The 17,413-nt window shown below is 62.3% G+C and carries 7 protein-coding genes; 4 read left to right on the forward strand and 3 right to left on the reverse strand.

The genetic code is table 11. From position 1 onward, the window contains the following. The first annotated feature begins 1 nt into the window (after position 1). A complete protein-coding gene (locus ACFFF7_RS02230) occupies positions 2-778 on the forward strand; it encodes a methyltransferase, TIGR04325 family (RefSeq protein ID WP_379479731.1) in 777 nt (258 codons plus the stop codon). On the opposite strand, the gene ACFFF7_RS02235 is transcribed toward ACFFF7_RS02230, so the two are convergent. Genes ACFFF7_RS02235 through ACFFF7_RS02245 form a run of 3 tightly spaced genes read right to left on the reverse strand, consistent with a single transcriptional unit; the run spans position 675 to position 4,153 of the window. Further along, positions 675-1,688 (reverse strand): glycosyltransferase family protein, encoded by a 1,014-nt coding sequence (locus ACFFF7_RS02235; RefSeq protein WP_379479732.1) that lies wholly within the window; start codon positions 1,686-1,688, stop codon positions 675-677. The two genes, ACFFF7_RS02230 and ACFFF7_RS02235, sit on opposite strands and share 104 nt — an antisense overlap. Then, entirely contained in the window at positions 1,685-3,196 is a 1,512-nt protein-coding gene (locus tag ACFFF7_RS02240; RefSeq protein WP_379479733.1) for a lipopolysaccharide biosynthesis protein, read from the reverse strand. Before ACFFF7_RS02240 ends, ACFFF7_RS02235 begins: the two co-directional genes overlap by 4 nt. 12 nt (positions 3,197-3,208) lie before the next feature. Then, a complete protein-coding gene (locus ACFFF7_RS02245; protein WP_379479734.1) occupies positions 3,209-4,153 on the reverse strand; it encodes a 4'-phosphopantetheinyl transferase family protein in 945 nt (314 codons plus the stop codon). A 170-nt stretch (positions 4,154-4,323) separates the two neighbouring features. On the opposite strand from ACFFF7_RS02245, the gene ACFFF7_RS02250 reads away from it, so the two are divergent. The 3 genes from ACFFF7_RS02250 to ACFFF7_RS02260 are packed head-to-tail and all read left to right on the forward strand — an operon-like array spanning position 4,324 to position 17,392. Beyond that, entirely contained in the window at positions 4,324-14,097 is a 9,774-nt protein-coding gene (locus ACFFF7_RS02250; protein ID WP_379479735.1) for a non-ribosomal peptide synthetase, read from the forward strand. Next, complete coding sequence (locus ACFFF7_RS02255) at positions 14,094-16,430, forward strand: condensation domain-containing protein (protein ID WP_379479736.1); 2,337 nt, start codon at positions 14,094-14,096, stop codon at positions 16,428-16,430. The genes ACFFF7_RS02250 and ACFFF7_RS02255 overlap by 4 nt, the downstream gene beginning before the upstream one ends. Further along, positions 16,427-17,392 carry a hypothetical protein gene (locus ACFFF7_RS02260; RefSeq protein ID WP_379479737.1) on the forward strand — a complete coding sequence of 322 codons (966 nt, stop codon included), beginning with the start codon at positions 16,427-16,429 and terminating at the stop codon, positions 17,390-17,392. The genes ACFFF7_RS02255 and ACFFF7_RS02260 overlap by 4 nt, the downstream gene beginning before the upstream one ends. Positions 17,393-17,413: the final 21 nt, after the last annotated feature.

A 17,413-nucleotide genomic window follows, 5' to 3' on the forward strand; every position in this document is an offset into this window, starting at 1 on the left:
TGTGATAAACCTCGCACGGGATCTAGGGCTTGCCGGCATCAAGCGGCAGATCGGATTGCTGATCCGCGATGATGTGCAGCGCCGGTTTCGGGGACAGTATTCCAGCTACGGCTCTGCCTTGAGCAGCGTGCGCCCGGGACTTCTGGCCGGATATGACCACGGCGAAATCGCCGACGTGGCGTTCGAGCAGATGTGTTCGGTGACCTTGTGGGACTATCCGGTCATGTTCTGGCTGGAGCAATTGTTGCCGCGTTACAGCTTGCTGCTGGACGCGGCGGGTCACATGGGCACGAAGTACCGGGCATTCCGCGATCTGCTCGACTTGCCCGCAGAATTCGAATGGGCGGTTTACGACGTGCCCGCAATCGTCAGGGCGGGAAGATCGAGAGCATTGAAGGACGGCTTGTCTGACCTGCGCTTTTACGATGATCTTGCCGCTGTGCCCAAGTCCGAGGTGCTGCTCGGATCGGGCCTGCTCCAGTACCTTGACCAGCCTTTCACCACCTTCATGCGGCGCCTGCCGGCCCTTCCTGAACATCTCCTGCTCAACAAGGTCGCGGTTCGTGAGGGCGGCACAGTGGTTACGCTCGAACAGTTTCCGGGTGCAGAGGTGCCCTATTCGGTTCTCGGCAGGGCCGGGTTTGAAGCGAGCCTGGCAGAGCTTGGTTATGCAATCATCGATCAGTGGGAGATTGCTGAACTGAGTTACAAGCATCCTGCCTTTGGGCAATCATCGAGCCGCGGATACTATGCCCGGCGTGGGCAGAAGCCGGGCTGACAGGCTCGGGCGCCTGTTTCATGATAGGAGCCTCCGCGCACAGCAGGCGTAGGGCTTTGAGAAAACGCTTCTGCCACCAGGACAATGTGTAGAGTCGCCTGAATAGCTGCTCGCGCTCAACCGGTGTACGGCAAGATGCGAACAGGGCCAATTGGCGTTCGCGTTTGCGCCCCATTTCCTGCGCATCCAGACGGCTGAGGCGATCCGCGCATTTCGCAGCCCAGCGCGGAAAGCTGATCGCATCGTAGTGGGCCAGATGAAAGCCGTGCGCCGCAGTCGCATCAAGACGCGTCGTATCGGACGATCGAACCGCCGCATCGTGAATGTCGACGACCAGCGCGGGATTACCTGTTCGGACTGCCTGCTTGCCGCGCGAATGCCCGAGCAGACCACGCGTGAACAGGGCCCCCATCCGGCCATATACGATCCGGGCGAGCACCGGCGAAACGTGGCGCTCCATCGGCAGGCGGAATGTAGAAGCCCCGAAATCGCGGGTGAGATTTTCGGAAGCAAGATAGACTGCCTCGGCACTGGTAAAGCGCACGCAGTCGGGCTCACCGTCCAGTGCGCCGAAAAAGCGGTCCAATGGCTTGGGCCCGAAGACAAACTCGTCGATGTCGACGATCAATAGCCAGCGCGCCTGACACCGGGCGTAAACCTGCCGATAGATGAAGCGCTGTCGCTCCTCGACGCTGAACGGCCGTTCTTGACCCGTCGCGGCCCAGAAAGCGCTGTCACACACCGTCGCTTCGATCCGGCAATCGTTCGGACTAAACCCGGGGTCGCCGTCATGGAAGACCAGGATCCGGGACGCACCCTGATCCAGATAGTAATCGCAAAAGCGGCGAAAATGCTCTTCCGGGCAAAGCGCCATGACGACCACTTCAAAGTCCGCACCATCCCTGTTCATTTCACGGCCCGCGGGACTGAAGGTCGCGGAATTCGGGCCAGCGCTTGACGACCGATGCGCAAGCCCACTTCTTCGATCCCGTTCGGTCGCCCGCTGGCAACCCAGACCAGCAGGTGAGCTGCGACATAGGCCAGTCCGGCAAGCGGTACGACCATGACCAGCCCAGTGACGGCTGCCTCGGTCGAATCCGCCGCAGGCGTGACCAGCCGGGCTGCCATGATTGCGCCGACCATTACCGCTGCGCTGAACAGTCCCCGTCGCGCTGCCCATAGCTGAGCCACGACCGACAGGCCGACAAGCTTGCTGACCGAATGCATGCACAGGAACGCCAGCAGCACATCGGCCGCGACCAAGGCGGCGAGTGCGCCATAGAGTCCATACCACTTGATCAACAGGATCGCTGCCGGAACACGGAACGCGAAGTCTTGCAGATTGCGCTTGAAGACCAGTTCGGGCCGTCCGACAGCCAGGAACAGATTGGCGGTGAGACTGGCATAGACGCCTGGGATGAGAGTCAGCGAAACGATCTGGAATACCGGCACTGCGGCCGTCCAGCGCCCGCCAAGAAACAACCGGACCAGTTCAGGCGCGACAAGGGCCTGTCCCAGCGTTATCGGCAAGGCAATCGACAGGGTCGCCGCGATCGTCCTGCGATAGACTTCCCTGATCCGCAGCGGATCGTTGCTGGCCGTTGCCAGTGCAGAAAAGATCGGCCGTTGCAGCGTGTCGAACAGCATCTTGTAAGTGATGGCCGCGAACTCGCGCGCGGTGGAAAACAGGCCTAAAACCGCGTGGCTGGCCAACCGGCCAAGCACAAACCGATCGGTTTGCCAGTTGAGGGCACTGATGGTCTGCCCAGCCAGATTCCAGCCGACTATCCGATGGAACAAGCGCCAGTCCCGTAGAGTCAGACGCAACCGATATGGCACCAGAATGTAGGAAACCGCGGCGCTGGCCAGTGGGTTGGCAATCGTTCCTGCGGCGATCGCCCAATAACTTCCCGTGGCGATCGCAAGCGACGCGGATACGACCAGAGCCGCCAGCTTGCCTGCAAATTCACAGTACCCGTCCTGCTTGAAGCGAAATTGCCGATACAGCAGGATGAGCTTTGGACTCTTCAATCCGCGGCAGGCCGGCGCGACCGAAATCGCGCAGATGAGGGCAATCAGGCGAGAGTCGCCATAGAAGTGCGCAAACGGCGCCGACAGCAGCGCCAGGACGGCAGCAATGGCAATGCCACGGATCAGCCCGATCGTCAGTGCCGTGTCGAGATGGCTGCGGCGAATTGCCGGCAAGCGCATCAAAACCTGGCCCGTCGGCGTTTCGAGCACGGCTTCGGCAACCTGCATGATGGAAAGGGACAGCGCCACGATCCCGAAATCGGCTGGAAGCAGGTGGCGCGTGAGAACCATCAGCGCGACAAAATCAAGCGCGCGCGCGGACAAACGGGTCAGGGTCAGCAGGATCGCGCCCTTGGCTACCCGATCCCGCAAGGCGACGGCTGTCACCGGCTTAACCGGTCACGCCGCCGCGCGGACGGCTGCGCAAGCGCTACGGCCGGGATCGGTCAGCATTCCAAACGTCCAACGCTCTTCGGGCCCCCACCCCGGAGTGGATCTAATCAGGCGCGCGGATCCGTGCTGCGAGAATGCAAATGACGACAGGCCCTGGTCAATGCCTTCGCCCGTTGCCTTTATGTAGGCTTCGCTCAGAGTCCAGTTGCGGAAGAACAGCGCAGTCTGGGTGTCGGGACCCGACGCGGCGTCGAATGCGCCAAGCGCTTCGGGCGCCATCAAATCGGCGATCAGCTGCCGCATGTCAGGCAATGCCCGGACTGGCTCCACGTCAATCCCCACCGCTGCAGACGACAGGATCACCGCCACCATGCCGCGGGTATGCGCCAGGTTGAAGCAGAACTGTTGCGCTGCAACGCTGCCGTGATGCACAGGATCAATCAGCGGCTTGCCTTTGTCGCCGGTCACAAAGCGGACCTCTTTTGCCGTACAGCCCAGCAGCGGTGCAAGCAGCAGACGCAGTCCCGCGTGCGCCGCACCAAAGCTCCAGCGATCCTCGGCAAATCGGAAGCGCAGCAGTTTGTCGCGTTCATCTCGCGAAAGCCACGGCAGCAGGCAGGTGAAGTCGGAATCTCCGGCGCAATGCGGCGGGTGGCCGCACCATGTCCAGACCTCACCCGCAGCAAGCGCAGCGGGACCCGCGCCAATGGTCTGGTCGACTGTCCGAATCGATGCAGACGATGTGCGGGGAATGTCAGCCGCCCAGGCCACGGCGAAACCGGCAAGTCCCTCCTCGCCAGAGAGCGTGGTTACAGCTCGATCGAACAGAGCTGCGTCGGCCGCATTTCGTGGCACTTCCGCGACCCGAAGGGGGCGAAGCGGCTTGCGATCTCGAACCTTGCTCATTTGCCTGTCTTTTCCGCGCTTTCGATGCTTCGGACAATCGCGCATCGGTCTAGGCCAGCCTACCCCCTTTAGGCAGTCCAAGCGGCTGCAGATCCACGCAAATGCTCCGGAATGGTAGTTTGCCGCGGGTTCGGCGTTGAATAGACTTCGCCACTATCGGCGGGGGATTTTGAACGTTGCGCGAAGAAGGCTTCCACTCCTGGGACCCAATGCGAATGAAGCACGCGAAAGCGGCTAGCCCGCGCGATTCTTCGCGTAGCAATGTCGCAAGTGCCTTCATTTCAACGGCACAGTCCTTTTCGGACGCCATAGCGGCAATCCAACCGGGCTGCCCTCCCCTGTCTTACCGCGAGCTTGCCGCGAGGGCCATCGGACTGGCCAACCGCCTGCATGACGCGGGGGTTGGCAAGGGCGATATTGTCTCAATCGCATCGCCAAGATCGCTTGACGCGCTGATTGCAATGGTCGCGGTAACGCTGGCCGGTGCGGCATACATGCCGCTCGATTCGCAGATGCCGCAAGCCTTGCTCGAAAAGGCTATGGCTCAGGCCAGACCCGCTCTTGTCCTGGCAACGAGCGCCGCTATGTCCCAGCCGGCGGCATTCGGTCCGGACGTCTGGCTGATCGCGGAGAAATTCGAAGCAGGCCAGGCGTCGGTGCTCCTTGACCTGCCCTGCCCCAGCCCCGACGACCCGATCTACGTGATGTTCACATCGGGTTCGACCGGTGAGTCAAAGGGCGTACTGGTTCCCCACCGTGCGGTCTGCCGTCTTGTCATCGATCAGAATTATTGCCGACTGGCCGCAGACGAGACAATTCTGCATGCGGCCCCGTTGGCATTCGATGCCAGCACATTCGAAATCTGGGGCGCCTTGCTCAATGGCGGCACGCTGGCCATTGTCCCGGAAGACCAGCCTTCGCTCGACCAGATTGCCGGGGTCATTGCCGAATGCGGCGTTACGACCGCGTGGCTGACCGCCGGACTGTTCCACCTGCTGATCGACGAACGGATTGATGCCCTGGCAACACTTCGTCAGGTTCTTGCCGGCGGAGACGTGCTGTCGCCCAGTCATGTCCGCCGGCTTCAGGCTGCAGCCCCGCAGTGCGCGATCATCAATGGCTACGGCCCGACCGAGAACACCACGTTTACCTGTTGTGCCAAGCTGTCAGCTGAGCCTTGGCCGGACGAATCCGCACCGATCGGCCGGGCGATAAGCGGAACACGGGCCTGGGTTGTCGATCCCGCGATGCGTCCGGTCCCGCGGGGCGAGATCGGCCAGCTGGTCACCGGCGGTGACGGGTTGGCAATCGGCTATCTGGGCGATCAGCAGCTGACGCGGGAAAAGTTCGTCATGGCGCCCGAGCCGATCGGCGAACGTGTCTATCTGACCGGCGATCTTGCCAGCGAATTGCCAGACGGCCAGTTTGCGTTTCACGGGCGCGCTGACCGCCAGGTCAAGATCGACGGAAAAAGGGTTGAGCCGGTCGCGATCGAGCAGGCCTTGCGTACGTGCCCTGGTGTGGGAGATGCCGCTGTCGTCGTCGAGACGACCGCAAGCGGGATCAGGCGATTGGTCGCTTTCATCACGCCTCAGCAGGGCGCTGCGATCGGCAGCGCACTTGTCGATTCTGCAACGCGCACAGTGCGTAATGTGTTGCCCGACTACCAGTGGCCATCGCGCATCCGGCCCGTTGCCGCCTTTCCCTTGACCGCAAATGGCAAGCTCGATCGGACGAAGCTGCTTGATCAAGATCGAACCGTCGCTTCGGTCACGGCATCGAGCGACGTCGAGGCCGAAATCGCTCGGCTGTGGTGCGATGTGCTGGGGCTCGAAAGCATCGCGTCCGACGACAATTTCTTCGAACTGGGCGGCCGTTCGCTGCAAGTGATGCGCGTCCATGCCGCGCTGCGCCGGACGACCGGGCAGGATGTTCCGATTACCGATCTGTTCGCCCATCCGACGGCACGCGGCCTGGCGCAACACATCCGCAATCTCGATACGGCTTCTCCAGAGCCCCGCGTCCGGTCGAGCCCACCAGCAAGCACACTCGCACCCGACATTGCCATCGTCGGGATGAGCGGACGCTTTCCAGGGGCCCGATCGATCGAAGAGTTCTGGGCCAACCAGAAAGCGGGCAGGATCAGCATCTCGCAGTTCGCCGATGTCGATTTGAAGGACTGGTTCGATCCGGCCACCCGCGGCGACCCTGCCTTCGTGAGGGCACGCGGCGTACTGGAAGACCCAGCGGATTTTGACGCCGATCTGTTTGCGATGACCCCGCACGAAGCGCGGCTGACCGACCCTCAGCACCGCATTTTCCTTGAAATCGCATTGGAAGCGCTGGAACGCGGCGGCCTTGATCCGCAGCGTTTCGCGGGCGCCGTCGGCGTCTTCGCAGGGGCCAGCATGCCGACCTATCTGATCGGCAATGTGCTGGCCGACAGTGCCCGCGCAATGCAATTCGCCAGCACCTATCAGCTCAACGACATGGATACGCTGGTCGGCTCTCTGCCCGATGCCCTGGCGACCCGGGTATCCTACAAGCTGGGCCTTCACGGCCCCGCCATGACCGTCCTGAGCGCCTGTTCAACTTCGGCCGTCGCCATCGTCCAGGCGTGCCAAAGTCTGATCCTGCGGCAATGCGATGCCGCGCTGGCCGGCGGCGTATCGATCACTTTCCCGCAGGAGCGCGGCTATCTGTCGCAGGATGGCGGGATGGGATCACAGGACGGTCGCTGCCGACCGCTCGATGCCGCGGCTTCGGGTACGGTGTTCGGTTCGGGCGCCGGGGTTGTCCTGCTAAAACGGCTCGCTGACGCAATTGCCGAGGGCGATCACATTCATGCCGTGATCCGCGGCAGCGGGATTGGCAATGACGGCGGCGGCAAAGGCAGCTTCACCGCCCCCAGTGCGAGCGGGCAGGCACGGACCATCCGCGCGGCGCACATCGCGGCCGGGGTCGATCCGGCATCGATCGGATATGTCGAACTGCACGGCACGGCAACTCCCCTGGGCGATCCGATCGAGTTCTCCGGACTGGTCGAGGCATTCGGCGACGGTTGTCCGTCTGCGTCTTGCGCATTGGGCTCGGCCAAGGCCAACATCGGCCATCTCGATGTCGCAGCCGGCGTGACCGGCGTGATCAAGGCTGCGCTCTGCCTAGAAGATAGTGTCATTCCGCCACTCGCCGGATTCGAAAGCGCCAACCCGCACATCGCCCTTGATCAAAGTCCATTCAGGGTCGAAACCTCCCTTGTTCCCTGGCCGCATGGCGCGTTCCCGCGGCGCGCCGGCGTCAGCTCGTTCGGCGTCGGCGGGACGAACGTTCACCTCGTTCTGGAACAAGCGCCACCTGTCGCCCGGTCCGAACCGGTAGACAGCCTGCAGATTCTGCCCTTGTCGGCGAAGACGCCGGCCGCGCTCGATGCGGTGGCTGCGGCCCTGGCCGACCACCTGGAGACCCATCCCGACACGGCCTTGGCTGACGTCGCCTACACGCTGCGCCATGGGCGAAGCGCACGGCAAGAGCGCGCCTTCATCGTTGCCGCTTCGTGCGCCGAGGCAGTCAAGCTGCTGCGCAGCCCACTACGCCGTACGACCATCAGGCAAGCGGCGGAGGCACCTCCGGTCGTGTTCATGTTCCCGGGACAGGGCTCGCAGTATCCTGGCATGGGCGCAACGCTGTATCGCGACGAGCCGGTATACCGGCAATGGGTCGACGCTGGGTGCGACTTCCATGCAGCACGGACCGGGTTTGATCTGCGGGAGTTGCTCCTGAGCACCGCCGCAACCGAGACAGATGCCATCCGTCTGCGCCAGACGGCCAACGCACAGCCCGCGCTGTTCATTACCCAGCATGCCCTGGCGCAGTTGTGGCTGGCGCGCGGTATCCGCCCCAGCGCGATGATCGGACACAGCGTGGGCGAGTTCGTTGCCGCAACCCTGTCCGGCGTGATGCAGTTTGAAGACGCGCTGGCGCTGGTCATCCGGCGAGGTGAGCTGATGCAGGGCGTGCCCGCCGGTGGGATGCTGGCTGTGCGCGCTGCGGAGCAGGTCCTCACGCCCTTGCTGGGGCCCAGGCTCGACATCGCTGCTATCAATGCGCCCGCATTATGCGTGGCCGCGGGACCGACCGCTGCGGTCGCGGAGCTTAAGGCAAGACTGGAGCAGCAGGGCATCGAGTGCCGGCAACTGCATACCTCGCACGCCTTTCATTCCGCGATGATGGATCCAGTCGTCGCTGCGCTGGAGGAACTGGCTTCGAGCGTCGCATATTCGCGACCGACGACACCTTATGTTTCCGGGGTCACCGGGGATTGGGCCGGTATCGACGATACAGCAAGCGGCGTCTATTGGGCGCATCATTGCCGGGCCCCGGTGCGCTTTGCTGCAGCGCTTGAGACTGTCGTGGGCGATACCAAGCCGATCCTGCTGGAAGTCGGGCCGGGCCGGGCCTTGTCGACCTTCGCCACTCAGGGCCTCGAGCGCGGATCCTATTCCGCGGTTATCCAGTCAATGCCCGACAGTGACAACGCCGCGCTTGACCGTGAAACATTTTACAGCGCTGCAGCGCGGCTGTGGGCTTGCGGCGCCGATCCGGATTGGTCCGATCTGATCGGAGAAGACGCCCGCATGATGACTCTGCCGGCTTACCAATTTCAGCGCAAGACCTACTGGATCGACTATCCCCCGCGCCCCGCGAAATCCGCGGTTGCAGACGCTGTTCCAGCGTCCTCTCCGGACACAGAAGAAGTGACCCCCATGACCGAACAACCGACCGGTGCCGACGGCATCGCCAGCCGCCGCAGCGCATACGTCACGCGGCTGGCCGCAATCCTCGAGGACCTCTCCGGCGAAGCCGTGACCGAAACCGACAGCGATGTGCCATTCCTCGATCTGGGCTTTGACTCACTTCTGCTCGGCCGGGTCGCAACCAAGGTCCAGCGTGATTTTGGTGTCAAGATTGCTTTCCGCCAATTGATGGGCGACCTGCCGACGATGGCTGCGCTGGCAGATCATCTGGATCGTACGGTGCCGGCCGATCCTGCGCCCGTCGCTGCCGTTTCGCAAATGGTCGCCGCCGTCGTCGAGGCGGCGGTTCCTGTTGCAGATGCCGCAACGCCCACAGCACCAGCCGGAGATCTGGCCGCAACATTCAAGGCACAGCTCGATGCCATGCAGGCAGTGATCGGTCGACAGCTTGAATTGCTGAACGGCCTGCCCGCGGCAACGACAACCGTCATTGCCACTCCGCTTGTCGCTTCGCCCCAACTGCCATCGACACTGCTGCAGCAAGAGGTGCGGGAAACCGCGGCGACAACCGAGTCTGCCGAAGCGCCTTCTCGATTCCGGCCCTACAAACCTGCCGCCAGAGAAGCTGACGCACTCACGCCGGCACAGCGAGCCCTGATCGCCGACATGACCGCACGCACCGCCGCGCGCATGCCGCAGTCCAAGGCCCAGGCCCAGCAACATCGCGCCTATTTCGCCGATCCGCGCTCGGCCTCGGGCTTTCGGGCCGAATGGAAAGAGATGGTCTTCCCGGTCGTCGCGGCGCGATCCAAGGGGTCGAAGATATGGGACGTCGACGGGAACAAATATATCGACCTGGTCAACGGATACGGTCAGACTGCCTTCGGACACGCCCCCGACTTCGTCACCGAAGCAGTGGCCGCACAACTCGAACGCGGCTTCGCCATCGGACCGCAATCCCCACTGGCCGGCGAAGTGGCCGCGCAGTTCTCGCGTATCGTCGGGCTTGACCGGGTAACCTTCTGCAACACTGGGTCGGAAGCGGTCATGGCGGCCATGCGCGTTGCGCGTTGCGTAACCGGACGCGACAAGATCGTGGTCTTCAACAACGATTATCACGGCCAGTTCGACGAAGTGCTGGTCAAGGCGGGCGGAAAGGCGGCCTTCGCCCGTGCTGTCCCGATTGCCCCCGGCATTCCGCCAGACGCGGTCGCGCACATGGTCGTGCTTCCTTACGGCGCGCCCGAAGCACTCGAGTGGATCAGCGCGAACGCCGAAGATATTGCGGCGGTGATTGTCGAGCCGGTGCAAAGTCGCCACCCCGAACTGCGTCCATTCGATTTCCTTCATGCACTGCGCGAACTTGCGACGAACAAGGACTTTGCCCTGGTCTTCGACGAGGTCGTGACCGGATTCCGCACGCATCCCGGTGGGATGCAGGCAGTGCTCGGGATCAAGGCCGACATGGCGACCTACGGCAAGGTGATCGGCGGCGGCTTGCCGGTGGGCATCCTGGCCGGGTCCCGGCGGTTCCTCGATGCGCTCGATGGCGGCTCGTGGCAGTTTGGCGACGACAGCTTTCCCGAAGTCGCGCCGACCTTCTTTGCCGGAACCTTTGTGCGGCATCCCTTGGTCATGGCGGCGTGCAAGGCCGTCCTCGATCATATCGAGGCCGAGGGTCCGCAGATGCAGGAAGCGCTTGCCGCGCGCTGCGCGGGCCTGGTCGGTGAGTTGCGCCAGGTGTTTGCGGACCGCGGAATTGCCCCTCCGATCGAGGGTTACTCCAGCTGGTTCATGCTCGATGCATCGGGCGCCGACAGGCTTGGCGGTTTGTTCAGCCACGCGATGCGGCTGCGCGGGATCCACATTCTCGATGGCTATCCGTGCTTTCTGACGACTGCGCACAGTCAGGCGGATATTGCAGCAATCACAGCGGCCGCCGCCGCCTCGCTCGACGAATTGCAGGCAGCGGGCGTTCTCGCAGGCAGCGATCCTGTTGCGGCAGGCCAAACGAGGATGACCAATCAGGCGGAGGCCCAAAAGGTCGGACTGACCGAGCCGCAACTGGAAATTCTGCTGTCCGCCCAAATGAGCGACGAGGCCTCATGCGCCTTCAACGAATCGATTTCGTTGCACTTCGATGGAGCGGTCGACCCCGCGTTGTTGAACCAGGCGGTCAACGGGTTCATTGCGCGCCACGATGCGATGCGCGCAGTTCTGGCGCGCGGCGAAAGCGCACTGCTCGTCGCGCCCGCATTGACCATTGATCTGCCCACTGTTGATACCGACGAGCAAGGCTTTGCCGAACTCTTGGCAGAGGACGCGACGACTCCCTTTGACCTGTACGATGGCCCGCTGATCCGTGGCTGCATTGTCCAGCAAGGGGAAGAGCGCACCAGCCTGGTGATCACCGCGCATCACATCATCTTCGATGGCTGGACCGCAAACCTGTTCGCCAATGAGGTGGCTGCGCTATACCGTGCCCTGCAGTCGGGAGGCGAGGCTAAGCTTGATCCGGTGCTGCCGTTTTCGGCTTATGCCGCTGAGCGCGCGGGAGAGGCGCGGATTGGACCGGTTGAACTCGACTACTGGCAGTCGTTGCTCGCCGCGCCGCCCGAACGTCTTGCACTGCCCACCGACCGGCCACGCCAGAGCGTGAAGTCATTCAAGGGCACGACGTACTCAACAAGCTATGACGCGGTATTCACCCAGGCCGTGCGCAAGGCCGGGACGAAGCTGGGCTGTACACTGTTCGTCACGCTGTTCGGTGCGCTTCAGGCCACCCTGGGCCGCCTTTCGGAGCAAGGCGATGTCATCATCGGCTGTCCCACCGCCGGGCAGGCCTTGGTCGAGGACCAGGTTCTGGCCGGGCACTGCGTCAACTTCCTTCCGCTGCGCGCGCCCTTTACCATGGACACCGCACTGGGCGACCACCTCGTCGCGGTGAAGACCATGCTGATGGAGGCCTTTGAGCACCAGGACGTTACCTATAGTGCGCTGGTCCGCGCCCTCAAGATTGCGCGCAATCCCAATCGCACGCCCTTGACTGACGTCCAGTTCAATCTTGAGCGCCTGGGTGAAGCGATCGACTTCGGCAATGCAACCGCCACGCTCTGCTCCAATCCCAAGGGTGCGGTGAACTTCGACCTGTTCTTCAACGTGACGGAGGCGAGCAGCGGCCTCAAGATCGATGTCGACTACAATACCGACCTGTTCGATGAAGAAACCATCGCCCGCTGGGTCGGCAATCTGCGCCAGGTCCTGCGCGCCTTGACTGCGGCCCCGCAGAGCTCGATTGGATCCATCGACATCCTCGAAGACGCAGAGCGTGCGTGGCTCGATGCGCGCAATCCGCGATTTGCCCACCTGCCGGATGACGCGAGCATCCCTGCACGCTTCGCGCAGACTGTCGAACGGTACGGGACCAAAGGCGCGATTGCTTCAGCGGAAGGATGTTTGACCTATGCCGAATTAGATATTCAGGCAAACCGCTTCGCCCATTGCCTGGCGGCTCGCGGAATTGGCAAAGGTGACCGCGTAGCCCTGCTTTCCTCCCGTTCGGCCCGCACCGTTGTGGCAATCATTGGCATTCTAAAGGCGGGCGCCGCTTATGTTCCACTCGACCCGGCCTATCCGGCGGCACGATTGGCCTACATGATAGACGACGTGAACGCGTCGCTCATCCTGATAGGGCCAGGCGGAGACGATGCTGGGCAAGCGCTGAGTGGCGATCGCACAACCGATTTCAATGCTTTTTTTGCGGCCGCAGCCAATTGCCCGTCAGATCCACCGGCCCTCGAACTGACGGCCGACGACCCGGCCTATGTCATGTACACGTCGGGTTCGACCGGGCGTCCCAAGGGGGTGATCGTACCCCACCGTGCAGTGCTGCGGCTGATTACGGATCAGGATTTCATCCGGTTTGGGCCTGAAGAAGTGTTCCTGCATCTGTCTCCTCTGGCGTTCGATGCCAGCACTCTCGAATTATGGGGCTCCTTGCTGCACGGCGGCAGACTGGCCGTGGTCCCTGCGGTCAAGCCGTCGCTGGCCGAGATCGATTTTGCCATCCGGCAGTTTGGTGCAACGACGGCCTGGTTCACGGCCGCTTTGTTTCACAACATGGTAGACGAGGGGATCGAGGTACTTCGCCCCTTGCGTCAGATTCTGGCCGGCGGCGACGTGCTGTCGCCGCACCATGTGCGCAAGTTGCAGCAGGCCTTGCCCGATGTTCGTCTGGTAAACGGCTATGGGCCCACGGAAAACACGACTTTCTCGGCCTGTTACCCCTTCCCGACCGAAGGATGGGGGGACGGTCCGGCACCGATCGGGCGACCGTTGAGGCGGACGACCGCCTTTGTTGCTAATTCGCAGTTGCAATTGTGCCCACGCGGCGCGGCAGGAGAACTGCTGGTTGGTGGCGAGGGTCTCGCGCTGGGCTATCTCGGCGATGAGGAGCTGAGCGCCGGACGCTTTGTCGCCAGCCCCTTCACAAACGGCGAACGAGTCTATCGAACGGGTGACTTGGCTCGTTGGCGGGCGGACGGCATGCTCGAATTTGTCGGTCGCATAGACCGGCAGATCAAGATCAATGGGCAAAGAATCGAGCCGGGTGAAATTGAGACGGTTCTGCGGACTGCCCCGCAAGTCAGAGATGCCGCGGTCATTGCTGTGCAAGGCACTTCCGATGCCCGCCAATTGCACGCCTTCCTTGTTGGAGAGCCCGATGCGAACAATGATCGGCTGGTTGCTGCCGCGCGTGACATCGCTGCACGCGAATTACCGCTTCACATGCTTCCGCGCACTTACGCAGTCGTTGCGGCCCTACCCATGAACGACAACGGCAAACTTGACCGACAAGCTTTGCTTACCCAGTTCGAAACCGCGGCAGTAAGCCCTGCCATTGCACCGGCAGTTCCGCCCGCCGCCGCGGAGGTTCTGACCGAAACCGAATGCAGGGTTGCAGCTATTTGGGCCGACGTGCTTGGAGTGGCATCGGTTGCCCGCGACGACGCGATCTTCGATCTTGGTGCCGATTCGCTGCAGATCTTCCGGATCGCTGCCCGAATGGACGAACAGGGCCTTGCCCTTGAAAACCGCCGACTGCTTGCCAATCCAACGCTGGCCGAAGTGGCCACGATGCTTTCGGCCAACCAATCCCCTGCAATCCCGACCTACGTCAAGACCGCCCCGCTTTCGGCATATCGCAGAGTCGCTGGCGAGGGAATGCAGCAATGACCTGGGGCGATCGATCGGTCGCCGGCGAGCGTCTTGCCGCGACCAACGATGACGTTGTCGGCCGCTTTCCGGCCACCGCAAACCAGCATGCATGCTGGCACCTGGCGACCGGCCGCGCGCTTGGCAGTGCATTGCACGCCGCGTTCTGTCGCAGGATCGAAGGCCGCATTTCGGACACAGGCGCTGAAACCGCGCTGCAAGGTCTGGTCGATCGTCACGAGATCTTGCGCACGCGATTCCGTTTGATGGACGAGGGTCGCCTCGTCCAAGAAGTGCTGCGCCGGGTCCGGATCAAGCCGGTCCAGGTCGATCTTCGCCACTTGCCCGAAGCCATGCGTGCGGCCGAGCTTGATCGCTTGGGCAAGGCGGTTGCCACTGAACCGTTCCAGTTCACCGACAGCGAATCGCCCGTCCCGCTGGTTCGCGTGCTGCTGGTGCGGATGGCCCACGATCTGGCATTCATGCACATCGTCTTTCACCAGCTTGTCATCGATGGCTGGTCGGTCGAACTGCTCATCGACGAATTCGGTCGGCTGGCACAGGCTCACGACGCCGGCCAGAATGCCGGACTTGAGCCCCCCGAACTGCATTTCGGTGACTATGCGAATTGGCAGCAAGACCTTTTGGCCGATGCAGCAATCGAAGCGGAACGCGACTATTGGCGCGGCAAGCTCGCCGATCTGCCATATTTTACGGTGAAGCCTGACCGACCCAATGCAGTGCGCGACGGCAAGGGAGAGATCCGCTCGATCTTGCTGCCATCGCAGATCTCCGAAGGCTTTGAAGCCCTGGCGCGCTTGCGCAGCCACACGCCATTCAGTCTTTCTGCCGCGACGGCTGCAGCGGCGCTCTACCGCCTGTCCGGGCGACCAGAGGTTGTCTTTGGGACCCAGTTGGCCGGTCGTGAAGATTCGGGATCGGAAGCGATCGTCGGGCCTCTTCTCAACACCGTGCTTGTTCGCCACTCGGTTGCAATCGACGAAACCTTCTTCGGTTTTGCCGATCGTTTGCGAGAGACTTCGCTCGAAGCAATGCAACATGGGTTGCTGCCATTCTCCGAGGTGGTACGGACTGCGCGCGGGAAGCTCCACGCCGATGCTATCGACAATTACTGCGTCAATCTTGTCGTACAGCGCTGCAACATTTCAAGCGGATCGGTCGGCCGCAAGGACTTTGGTGCCTTCCGGATCGACTCAAGGCCAGGTCAGTCGACCGGCGCCCAACGTGATCTCAGCCTTTTCATGGTTTCGCGCGAAGAAGGTTGGCGCATTTCCTGCGAAGCGGCGAGTGCGCTCTACGACACGGCAACCATCGACCGCCTGCTTGCCGCGTGGCTCGGTGTGATAGAGGCAGTCGTTGCCGATCCGGAAGTCAATCTGAGCGATGTGGCAAACCCATTGGTGCCTGAAGAGCCGACCGTTGCAACCCAGCATGCGCCGCCGACTGCGCCCGCTCCGCAGCCCCGCAACAAGCGCATTGAAGACTTGCGGAGCCGCATCACCATGCTCCAGGCCAGAGGCACTGGAGTTCCCGTCATCGCACTCAACAGCAGTTCGGTGCTCTATCCCGTGGCGCAGGCAATCGGCACCAACAATCCGTTCATAGACATCCAGTTCTGCCCGTCCTCAGTCCGTACCACCCTTCCCCAACGGCACTTTTCCGACCATGCGCGCGATGCCGTCGAGATGATCCGTCTGGCCCGCCCACACGGGCCATATGCTCTCTTCGGGCTTTGCATCTTCGGTGCAGTTGCCCTGGAGGCCGCCCGGATCCTTCGGGAAGAAGGCGAGGAGGTTCCGCTCGTCATCCTCAACGATACCTACCGTCCCGGCTTCCGGGAAGGGCTAGGCTTACTCGATCGCACCCTCCGTCGCTGGCAAGTTAGTTGGCGCACGTTTCGCGATTTGCGGCAACGCTTCAACGCCGGCGAAATCACCGGCGCGGAATGGATCGACAATTACAGGATCACCCGCAAACTCAGGATATCGCGTGTGCTGCGCCGATTGGGTCTGATTGCAGACACGGCGGTTCGCGACGTCCTGCAGGATCACAATCGCTGGTTCCCCGAGGAGGTTCTGCGGCCCAGCCAGGCGAATTTCGAGATGAAGCCCTATCCGGGACGCGTAGTGCTGTTTCGCAACACCGCAATGCGCGAAGGGCGGCTGTTTCCCCGCGACTTCGGGTGGAAGGGATTTGTGTCGAACAAATTCTTGGTGGTCGACTGCCCCGGCACCCACGACACCATGTTCCGTAGCGCCGGTGCAGCCGTGATTGGCGACGTGGTGTGCCGTGCCCTGGCCGAGAAAGAAACCGAATTGGGATTTGGAACATGAGCGCGCTCACTACCTTCTCTTCGTTGTCCAGCTCGCAGACGGGGTTGATCGAACCGGCCGATCGGGCGTTGTTTTCAGACGTCAACGTGCGTCCGTTTTGCTATCGTCATCGTCTGGCGCTCGAACTGCCGCTAACCCTGCCCGACATTGCCGCGCTCAATGATCGGCTGCCGGATGGCGACGCGTTCAAAGGCTGGCAGAACGGGGTGACGCAAATCGAGGATGGCTGGCGGACCCGCCCTTCCGAACGTCTGACCTTGGCCGATACGATCGCCGGCATCGAGACCAACCATAGCCTGGTCGTGCTCAAGCATATCGAGCAGGACAGCGTGGTCGGCCCCGCCCTGCGCAACCTGTTGCAGGAGATCTTCGATTACTCGTCCAGCCGTTTTCGCAAGGATGTCGTTCTGGGCGAATGTCTGGTCTTCCTCAACTCGCCGGGCCGAAAGACTGCCTATCATTTCGACCTTGAGGCGAGCTTCCTGCTGCAGATTGCTGGGACCAAGACAGTTCATGCATGGCCTTGCGGCGATCCACAGGTCGTGGCCGAGAGCGAAGTCGAGGCTTATTGCGGAGCCGGTAACCTGAGTGCCGCAGTTTACAAGCCGGACCTGCAAAAACTGGCGCAGACCTATCTTCTTGAGCCCGGCGACGGCGTTCATTTTCCCAGCCTTGGCCCGCATTGGGTTCAGAACGGCGACACGGTTTCGATCTCGATCAACGTCAACTACGATCTGCGTTCGCTTCACGGCAGTTTGCGCCCAATCCTGGCCTTGAATCACCGGCTGGAGAAGCTGGGCCTGCGGCCGCGCAGGCCCGGCGCAAGCCTTCTTTCCGACAAAGCCAAGGCAACCGCCTGGACTGTTGCGCGCAATGCCAAGACTCTAGCAAGGCGGGTCATCGCACGCCGCCGCAATGGAGAAGGCTATCCGGTGTGGATGCCAGAGCATCGCATTGGATAAGCTGATGCAGCCTAGTTGTGA

The sequence above is a fragment of the Novosphingobium aquiterrae genome (genome assembly GCF_042434435.1).
Classification (GTDB): Bacteria; Pseudomonadota; Alphaproteobacteria; order Sphingomonadales; family Sphingomonadaceae; genus Novosphingobium; species Novosphingobium aquiterrae.

Coding starts and splice junctions, on each gene's coding strand:
- ACFFF7_RS02255 (WP_379479736.1), top strand. CDS start 14,094: ATGACCTGGGGCGATCGATCGGTCGCCGGCGAGCGTCTTGCCGCGACC.
- ACFFF7_RS02250 (WP_379479735.1), top strand. CDS start 4,324: ATGAAGCACGCGAAAGCGGCTAGCCCGCGCGATTCTTCGCGTAGCAAT.
- ACFFF7_RS02245 (WP_379479734.1), bottom strand. CDS start 4,153: ATGCGCGATTGTCCGAAGCATCGAAAGCGCGGAAAAGACAGGCAAATG.
- ACFFF7_RS02235 (WP_379479732.1), bottom strand. CDS start 1,688: ATGAACAGGGATGGTGCGGACTTTGAAGTGGTCGTCATGGCGCTTTGC.
- ACFFF7_RS02260 (WP_379479737.1), top strand. CDS start 16,427: ATGAGCGCGCTCACTACCTTCTCTTCGTTGTCCAGCTCGCAGACGGGG.